Source organism: Candidatus Arsenophonus triatominarum, assembly GCF_001640365.1.
GTDB classification, from domain to species: Bacteria; Pseudomonadota; Gammaproteobacteria; order Enterobacterales; family Enterobacteriaceae; genus Arsenophonus; species Arsenophonus triatominarum.
On the sequence record NZ_LWMI01000079.1, the window covers coordinates 1 to 4,859 of the forward strand.

The window sequence follows — 4,859 nt, forward strand, 5'->3', positions numbered from 1 at the left end:
TAGCCGTCTGCAACACCGTTGCAATATCGCTCATCGTGGTAGCGGTATTGAAATCAACTGCTCCACTAGTTACTGGCTGACCGTCAACCTTCAGTTTCACCTTGCTCGTCGGCGATTTCATTGTCTCCAATGAGACCCCCGCAAGGCTGCCGGATAATAGCCAACCGGATGCGTCTTCTAACGCGAGGCGGGACATCAACAGCGCGGCAGGTAAAACGGTGGCATTGTCATAGCCACTAAAATACAGCGTCGCTGCCTGATATTCGCGACTGTGCGTTCCCAGCAGGTCTGCGACTTCCTGCGCACTACCGAAAGTGCTAACCGTGCCTGTAGGGATCAGTGGATTATCGGTCAGCATCAGGCCATTGGCATCCAAGGCTGTTCCTGCCGGCGATATCACATTAGCGGTGATACTAAAATCTTTAGAAAGTGGAATTTTGCTCATTTATCAACCTTTTTAACGGAAATATCCGTCTTGTCGAAATAGTCCTGAGATACGTTGACAACAATATGCACCTGTAAGGACAAGGTGAGGGTATATCTTGCTTCCCACTGGTGTTCACTGTTTAACATACTGGTCTGCAAAGCAGCACTGGCATAAAGTGGAGCAAGACGTTCATCCAGCGCCTTGATTCGGGAATAGCCGTAATCAGAAGCAAACAATGTTTCAACACGAATGGATCGGTCACCGGCATTTTCACCGTAAATGTCGAGCTGAATATCAGCTTGCCTTACTTCAGTCCAGTTCATCGTACTGGTTTGAGGGTTTCCGCTGTCATGGGCAATCCCTCTCGCCGCCGACAGCCGGATAAATCGCAATGGCGTGAGAACACAGAAGATATCGCTCGGCATGGGATTCCGGTTATCCTGAGCCTGCCAGACCGTACCTGCAATCGGTTCAATGAAATCGGCCAACGTGTCAATGACCTGATTGACCGTATAATCATTCATCCCCCCTCCCTGTCCGTTTGGAGACACACTAACAGCCGACACCAGTCCGGCCACAATTCAAGCGGTTCAATCACCAGCCAGGTATCCCCCTCAATGAGGAATAAATCGCCACCGGTCTGTTGTTTTCGGTTAACCGACCAGAAGTTTCCGTTAACGTGAATCGATTTGAATATGCCGTGGATATTCAATCCGTCCACATGCTGCAAATCCCCTTTCGACAGGGGTTGCAACTGAATGACGATATGTTCATCGGGAAGGTATTTGGGGATGCGTGTCCGGCCTTCACCGACTGTCCAACCATCAGAACGGCGGACTATTGCAGCAATATCAGGGTTAACGGCTCGAATAGCCGAACGAGTGAGATTATGAAGATTCATCATCCACCACCACCCAGTATTTGACTGACTCCAGCATGTGATGTGTATCAACCAGCGGTTTGTCAGTGAAGTTTTTTGGTTTGTGAGTCCGGTGCTTTCTCACATAAAGCGTGGTTTCAGAAAGCGGCGGATCGGTGAGTGTCAATATTGAATCTTTAATATTGCTGACGACTTTTTCACCTAATAATTCCGCCGCTTCTTTAGCATTAACACCGGCGCGCATGGACGACGCCAGATAGGTTGACCAGTCTTTTTGATGGGCTGAAATAGCGTTACGGAAGAAAGGGCGCGGTGGCTGGTTATTCCCAGGATTGCCAAATTCGTTCATGTAAGCCACTTCAGCAACCCGACGGCCTTCTGGATAGCTTACCTCTTTTGGAAAGCCGACTTTCAACGTCAGGTCATTAAGCTGCTTTTCCTGTGCGTCCAGAAACGCTTTTATCTTCCCCGCCATCAACTGCACCCCACCTCAATACCTGGGAAATAGGCAAACATCCGGTAGGGCTTGGTCAGTTGCCAAAAAAGCTGTCCCCACTTTGATTGGAAATACCAGGCTTGCGAGTAAGGCAATCCCTGCCCGACATCAAGCGACACGGAGACACTGCCTTCTGCTGCATTCGCAACCCGACCAATCATACCTGACACCCCTGACCCGTTTCCGTTATCATCGCCAAAGGTGATATCACAAAGATGGGCCGTCAGCAGATAAAGCAAACTTTTTCGCTTTGGGATAGCCTGCTCCAGCGAAAAATTTGCGTTATCGAACAAAGCCTGAGCAAAATCAAATAGCATTTTCAACTGCTCATCCTTGACCTTGCGGTAGAGGGGATATTGTTCTCTGAATTCAAAAACATCAAACGCCACCACAGCCATATTATGCCTCCGTGGGTTTGACGGTTGCCTTTTTCGGGTTAATCGGTTCTAAACCGGTTTTGACCTGTGCTCTTTCCTTAGCGGCTGAGGAAAAACTTTTTTGATCAGTGACCTTGAAGATTAACCCCTTTTCGATAAATCCCGCCTGCGCGTAGGTTTTTGAAAATACATTGAACCACGCCTCATCCACGCCTTCGGTTATGCCAAAACCGCCATAAATGGCGCAAGCGTTAGCCCCTTTCAATTCAATAGTCTCATTCTTCACGGTGGCTTTCAGTCCATGGGGGAGTTTACAGCCGACAATAATTTTTCCCATAATCATATCCCCAACATTTGAGCAAAAAGCATGGGTTGTGTGATCACCGTGCCATACGTACTGGCCGCCACTTTCTGCGACCAGCTTGAGTGTTGCTGAAGAAGCGGAAATGCCCGATATTTTTGCGAATTCGCCACATAGCAAACAGGCTGTCCCTGATAGCTGCGCACGAACATCTGTATTAACTCACCGGCATCGGTACTCAATTGTGGAGCCGTTTCAATGCGTAGATTGGGGAACGCTTTTTTGATCAAGTCCTCAAGCGAGGTGGCCATGATTTCATTAGACGATTTGAGATACACCAGAGGCTTTGTTTGACAATACCAGCGTCAGGGAGGAAGCCATGTCCACCCCGTCACCCGTCACCCCGTTGGTTCGTCCTACCAGGTCACTGTAGAGTGCCAAAATATCGTTGTAACGCTGCTGGATGGATTTATCTTCCCATTTCGTTTTACCACTCACCTTGGTTGGTGTGATCGGCGTGGGAAGCTGAGGGTTATTTAATGCGCCGTAGTTAACGCCTTCAACACCAAAAAAGGCAAACCGGTTGTAATCCTGGTTAATCGTGTTGGCGGCTGCCCATCTGTTTTTCAGCAGCATAGTTGATCATCCGCCAGTCCCATGCGGGCGGCTTCAAGGTCACCGTAGGTAATCATTGTTTGAAAACGATATTGGCGAACATTATTCCACTCAACGTTGACCTGGTTTGCCCGTTGTCGTTGTAGTCGCCGTAGGACGAAATATGACCACTGTATTCCGTACGCGGGATCATCCAATAATCCTGCTCCCACAGCCCAATAGTGCGCTCCCCATAAATTTCAGTGGCACGGGTGGGGGCAAATACTGTTCGAATAACGTTCGGATCGATACCCCCCGCCACAATCGCGGGAATGCCCCCGTTTGCGATAGTCGACGGCTGGGCGTCATTGGCCAGATACAGTCGGTTGACTGAAGGGGGTAACGTCACCCCTCCTTCTTTAGCCCGTTTCATCAGGGCGGGAAAATCATTGTGTGATAATTGCGCCATTGCATTAACTCCGGCTTGACATAATAAAAATTTCACCACCGCGGCGGCGGTCATGACTTTAAAGGGGGTTTCGATAAATCCTGCTTTCGTCTCACCTGCTTCGTCGGTTTCAATCGTGCCGTCGGCCAGTTTTGCATAAACTTTTTGGCCGATAGTGGTGGCTGTCGCTGATTTACCCAGAAATCCCCCGTTTTGTAGGCGGAGACCGCTTGCCCTTGCGGGATGGTCATGACAGTCATTTTGTCCCAGTTAACCAAGGCGGTTCGCTCATTACGAACGAAGCCAACAATCTCGCCGGTTCCAGTGTTATTGACCAATCCGGCATTGCTGGCATCACGCCACGCAAAGCGAGACATAACTATTCCTTCTTTTCAGCTCGATAGCATCCACCCAACGGCGGAACGACCGCAAAAGCATCATTGCAGGAGGCAAAATTGCCTTCCTCGACCCGGTGCCTGATAAAGCGCTACATTGTTCTGAAAGGCCATCATTTTGCTCCTAAAAACTGGTCAACACGGGACACTGAATTTGAGTCAAAGGCGACTCGAGGTTCAGGTTGATTGTGGGTGTTTTTGAGCATCTCCACCAATTTGGGGAGTGCTGAGGGATGAACCCCTTTTGTGTCGATGCCGTTTTGGCTGAGTGTTATCCGGTAGACTTCTTCGGCAGAGTCCACCAGGCCACTTCACCAATCAGCGGTGAACACAAACGTTCTGCCGCACGAAGCGCTGCAAATTCACGCCGAATTTTGTTCTCTGCCTGTTGGATCAGGATAGCCGCATCGTTAGCGGTTTTTTATCCTCATCATTATCGTGCATTCGTCCTTTTTTCTTTATCCTCTCGCTTTCGTTATCCTGTTTATCATCCGACGGATCTTCTTTTGTCTCCTCGTCATTCGCTTTTGAGGTCAGTCCATTGAGTATACTCTGCCACCGTATGAATATCCTCGTCACTGGCATTTGGCAGGCGCTCTTTCAGTCCTGCGATCATTTCATCATCGGCTTTCTTTTCGTCTGCCATTTTTTTTAAATCCTCTGGTTATTGCGTCGTTGACTAGAACATCTGGCCTCCCGTCCTGCCATCAGGAACAATCGCCAGGTGGTAGGCGTGGAATATTGCGCACACGCCTATCATAGCCTCTCCATCACAACTGCTGCCTCTGCGTCATATCCGGTACGTAGCTGTAGGAGGGGCGATTAATTCGCGCTGGATATCGGTTTCAATACACCGCTTTTTGCTGCTTCATCCCAAATAGAAATCGAAGCGATTGAGATAGATAATGGAAATTCAAAACGGATATCATTCATCACGGCAC

Annotated in this window: 11 protein-coding genes; all 11 read right to left on the bottom strand. The window is 49.1% G+C overall.

Annotated elements, in window-relative coordinates; all coding sequences use genetic code 11:
- Positions 1-445: DUF3383 family protein (locus AYJ55_RS23330; RefSeq protein ID WP_162505851.1), on the bottom strand; the 445-nt coding region annotated here is incomplete at its 3' end.
- On the bottom strand, positions 442-951 hold the full coding sequence (locus tag AYJ55_RS34140; RefSeq protein WP_245677510.1) for a phage neck terminator protein: 510 nt from the start codon (positions 949-951) through the stop codon (positions 442-444). The genes AYJ55_RS23330 and AYJ55_RS34140, both read right to left, overlap by 4 nt.
- A complete protein-coding gene (locus tag AYJ55_RS23340) occupies positions 948-1,331 on the bottom strand; it encodes a hypothetical protein (RefSeq protein WP_245677501.1) in 384 nt (127 codons plus the stop codon). The genes AYJ55_RS34140 and AYJ55_RS23340 overlap by 4 nt, the downstream gene beginning before the upstream one ends.
- Positions 1,315-1,782, bottom strand: coding sequence for a hypothetical protein (locus AYJ55_RS23345; protein ID WP_063653390.1), 468 nt, complete (start codon positions 1,780-1,782; stop codon positions 1,315-1,317). Before AYJ55_RS23345 ends, AYJ55_RS23340 begins: the two co-directional genes overlap by 17 nt.
- Positions 1,782-2,201, bottom strand: coding sequence for a DUF4054 domain-containing protein (locus AYJ55_RS23350; protein ID WP_063653388.1), 420 nt, complete (start codon positions 2,199-2,201; stop codon positions 1,782-1,784). Before AYJ55_RS23350 ends, AYJ55_RS23345 begins: the two co-directional genes overlap by 1 nt.
- A 1-nt stretch (position 2,202) precedes the next feature.
- The gene (locus AYJ55_RS23355) at positions 2,203-2,517 is read right to left on the bottom strand and encodes a hypothetical protein (protein ID WP_063653386.1); all 315 of its coding nucleotides are present in this window, start codon (positions 2,515-2,517) and stop codon (positions 2,203-2,205) included.
- 2 nt (positions 2,518-2,519) lie between these two features.
- Positions 2,520-2,819 (bottom strand): hypothetical protein, encoded by a 300-nt coding sequence (locus tag AYJ55_RS34145; protein ID WP_245677553.1) that lies wholly within the window; start codon positions 2,817-2,819, stop codon positions 2,520-2,522.
- Positions 2,800-3,117 (bottom strand): DUF2184 domain-containing protein, encoded by a 318-nt coding sequence (locus tag AYJ55_RS34150; RefSeq protein ID WP_245677554.1) that lies wholly within the window; start codon positions 3,115-3,117, stop codon positions 2,800-2,802. Before AYJ55_RS34150 ends, AYJ55_RS34145 begins: the two co-directional genes overlap by 20 nt.
- Positions 3,118-3,169: 52 nt before the next feature.
- Positions 3,170-3,598 carry a hypothetical protein gene (locus tag AYJ55_RS34155; RefSeq protein WP_245677555.1) on the bottom strand — a complete coding sequence of 143 codons (429 nt, stop codon included), beginning with the start codon at positions 3,596-3,598 and terminating at the stop codon, positions 3,170-3,172.
- On the bottom strand, positions 3,595-3,900 hold the full coding sequence (locus AYJ55_RS23365; protein WP_063658117.1) for a structural cement protein Gp24: 306 nt from the start codon (positions 3,898-3,900) through the stop codon (positions 3,595-3,597). Before AYJ55_RS23365 ends, AYJ55_RS34155 begins: the two co-directional genes overlap by 4 nt.
- Before the next feature lie 535 nt (positions 3,901-4,435).
- Entirely contained in the window at positions 4,436-4,564 is a 129-nt protein-coding gene (locus AYJ55_RS35010; protein WP_281181224.1) for a hypothetical protein, read from the bottom strand.
- Positions 4,565-4,859: the final 295 nt, after the last annotated feature.

What these genes read in the sequence shown, in the direction of transcription:
- AYJ55_RS34140 (WP_245677510.1), bottom strand. Translation starts at nt 951, where the DNA reads ATGAATGATTATACGGTCAATCAGGTCATTGACACGTTGGCCGATTTC.
- AYJ55_RS23340 (WP_245677501.1), bottom strand. Translation starts at nt 1,331, where the DNA reads ATGATGAATCTTCATAATCTCACTCGTTCGGCTATTCGAGCCGTTAAC.
- AYJ55_RS23345 (WP_063653390.1), bottom strand. Translation starts at nt 1,782, where the DNA reads ATGGCGGGGAAGATAAAAGCGTTTCTGGACGCACAGGAAAAGCAGCTT.
- AYJ55_RS23350 (WP_063653388.1), bottom strand. Translation starts at nt 2,201, where the DNA reads ATGGCTGTGGTGGCGTTTGATGTTTTTGAATTCAGAGAACAATATCCC.
- AYJ55_RS23355 (WP_063653386.1), bottom strand. Translation starts at nt 2,517, where the DNA reads ATGGGAAAAATTATTGTCGGCTGTAAACTCCCCCATGGACTGAAAGCC.
- AYJ55_RS34150 (WP_245677554.1), bottom strand. Translation starts at nt 3,117, where the DNA reads ATGCTGCTGAAAAACAGATGGGCAGCCGCCAACACGATTAACCAGGAT.
- AYJ55_RS34155 (WP_245677555.1), bottom strand. Translation starts at nt 3,598, where the DNA reads ATGACCGCCGCCGCGGTGGTGAAATTTTTATTATGTCAAGCCGGAGTT.
- AYJ55_RS23365 (WP_063658117.1), bottom strand. Translation starts at nt 3,900, where the DNA reads ATGTCTCGCTTTGCGTGGCGTGATGCCAGCAATGCCGGATTGGTCAAT.
- AYJ55_RS35010 (WP_281181224.1), bottom strand. Translation starts at nt 4,564, where the DNA reads ATGGCAGACGAAAAGAAAGCCGATGATGAAATGATCGCAGGACTGAAA.